The sequence below is a fragment of the Streptomyces sp. NPDC058291 genome (genome assembly GCF_042880855.1).
In the GTDB taxonomy this organism is placed as follows: domain Bacteria; phylum Actinomycetota; class Actinomycetes; order Streptomycetales; family Streptomycetaceae; genus Streptomyces.
On record NZ_JBHVYK010000173.1, the window covers coordinates 1 to 2521 of the forward strand.

Sequence of the window (2521 nt, forward strand, 5' to 3'; positions counted from 1 at the left end):
GGGTCACGGCGCCCGCGGCCGCCGCTCCCGCTGACCCCGGGCCGGCGGCACGGCCGCCGGCGGGACACGCCGCCGGATGGCCCATCCCACCGTTTCACCCCCCTTCCGGTCATAACGTCAGCAATATGAAGAAATGCCATATCGCATATCTGGCGTGCACGGCGGCCCTCCTCGGCACGGGCCTGGGCGCCGCCCCGTCCGCCGCCGGCCACACGGTCCACCTGGTCCGGCCGGGGGAATCGATCCAGAAGGCGGTGGACGCCGCCGAGCCGGGCGACACGGTCCTGCTCGCCCTCGGCGCCTACCACGAGAGCGTCACGGTCAGCACGCCCGGCCTGACCCTGCGCGGCATGGGCCGGCGCACCGTGCTCGAACCGGCCCCCGCCGCCGGGAAGGCCGCCGGCGCCTGTGCGGCGGGCGGCAACGGCATCTGCGTCGTCGGCACGAAGAACCACCGCGTCGAGGACGTCACCGTCGCCGGTCTGACCGTCTCCGGCTTCACCCGGACCGGCGTCTACGCCTCCGCGACCGACCGCCTGACCGTGCGCAACGTGACCGCCGTGAAGAACGGGGTGTGGGGCATCGCCCAGGAGGGCTCCGTGCGGGGCGTGTTCCGGGGCAACACCGCCCAGGACAACGGCGACGCGGGACTCTTCCTCGCCAACAGCGTCCAGCAGGAGCAGGGCGCCACGGACACGGACGGAACGGTGGTCGAGCGCAACCGGCTGGAGGGCAACCGGATCGGCGTCACCGTCCGCCGGCTGCGCAACCTGACCGTCGCGCACAATCACCTGAGCGGCAACTGCGCCGCGGTCTTCGTCGTCGGCGACGAGAACAAGCCCAAGGCCGGGCTCGTCACCGTGCGCGAGAACCGCATCGTGCGCAACAACAAGTCCTGTCCGAAGACCGCCCGGCTGGACGCCCTGCAGGGCTCCGGGATCGTGCTGACCGGCGCCGAGGACAGCCTGGTCACCCGCAACGTGATCGAGGACAACGTCGGCAACTCCCCGCTCTCCGGCGGCATCGTCCTGTTCAAGAGCTTCGTGGGCACCACCAGCGACCGCAACCGCATCACCGACAACGAACTGCGGGGCAACTCCCCGGCGGACCTGGTGAACGCGGACACCGCGGGCAAGGGCAACACCTTCGAGGGCAACTCGTGCCGGGCTTCGCGGCCCGCCGGCCTGTGCTGAGCCGTGGCCCGCACCAGGCCCCCCGCGCACTTCAGGCACTCCGCGAACTTCACGAACCCCAGTAGGAAAGAAGGCGGCAGATGACGACCGTTCAGCCTCTCTTGCACCCGGATCCGCCGGCCCCGGCGGCGCCCCCCGTCCCGCCCCCGTCCATGCGGCTGAGGGAGCTCGCCTTCGGGGCGGCCTGCGCCGCCGCCCTGCGCGCGGCCGCCCGGCTGGGCGTCGCCGACGCCCTCGGCGACAGTCCGCTGACCGTGGCGGACCTCGCGGCCGCCGTGAAGACCGAGCCCCAACCGCTGCGCCGGCTGCTGCGGGCCCTGTCCTGCTACGGCGTCTTCGCCGAGCAGGCCGACGGGACGTTCGCGCACACCGACGTCTCCCGACTGCTGCGCGAGGACGACCCTCACAGCCTGCGCGCCATCACCCTGTGGTGCACCGAGCCCTGGACCTGGGACGCCTGGCCGCTGCTGGACGAGGCCGTGCGCACCGGCCGCAACGTCGTGCAGGACCTGTACGGCAAGGAGTTCTTCCCCTACCTCAACGAGGACGCCCCGGAGTCGGCGGACGTCTTCAACCGCGCCATGACGACGTCCAGCGTGCAGTCGGCGCGGGACGTGGCGGAGTTCCTCGACCTGTCAGGGAGCTCGTCGGTCGCCGACCTCGGCGGCGGCCAGGGGCACGTGGTGGCGAGCCTGCTCGACAAGTACCCCGCGATGCACGGGGTCCTGCTCGACCTGCCCCGAGTGGTGGAGAACGCGGTGCCGAGGCTGCTCGCGGGCGGCGACCTCGCCGACCGGGCGCGGGTCGTGCCGGGCGACGTCCGCGAGGCCGTCCCGGTGCAGGCCGACGTCTACGTCATCAAGAACATCCTGGAGTGGGACGACGAGAGCACCGCCCGCACGCTGCGCAACGTCCGTGAGGCGGGCGGGCCGGGGGCACGGGTCGTGGTGATCGAGAACCTCGTCGACGACACGCCGTCGATGCGGTTCAGCACCGCCATGGACCTGATGCTGCTGCTCAACGTCGGCGGCGCCAAGCACACCACGCGGAGCATGGTCTCCCGGCTGACCGAGGCGGGTCTGGTCATCGACGACATCAGCCCGGTCAACCCCTATCTGCACGCGTTCGACTGCCACGTCGCCGGCTGACCGACCACGTTCGCCCCTCCCCGTCTCCCCCTTCTCCCCCTTCTCCCCCGCCGTCACCGTCCGTCCGTTCCCCGCAGACCACCGGTCGCGGGGGCCGCCGCGCCGCGGGGCCGGGGGCCGGGGTCGGGGGGGGGGTGGAGCCCGGCGGGGCGGGCGCCCCGAGGGGGGGGGTGGTTTAAC

The 2521-nt window shown here is 72.8% G+C and carries 2 protein-coding genes; both read left to right on the top strand.

What is annotated here, in order from left to right; genetic code table 11:
- Nucleotides 1–125 precede the first annotated feature (125 nt).
- On the top strand, nucleotides 126–1193 hold the full coding sequence (locus tag ACFVYK_RS37900) for a nitrous oxide reductase family maturation protein NosD (RefSeq protein WP_389781286.1): 1068 nt from the start codon (nucleotides 126–128) through the stop codon (nucleotides 1191–1193).
- Between the two features lie 80 nt (nucleotides 1194–1273).
- Nucleotides 1274–2341 (top strand): methyltransferase, encoded by a 1068-nt coding sequence (locus ACFVYK_RS37905; protein WP_389781287.1) that lies wholly within the window; start codon nucleotides 1274–1276, stop codon nucleotides 2339–2341.
- Nucleotides 2342–2521 lie beyond the last annotated feature (180 nt).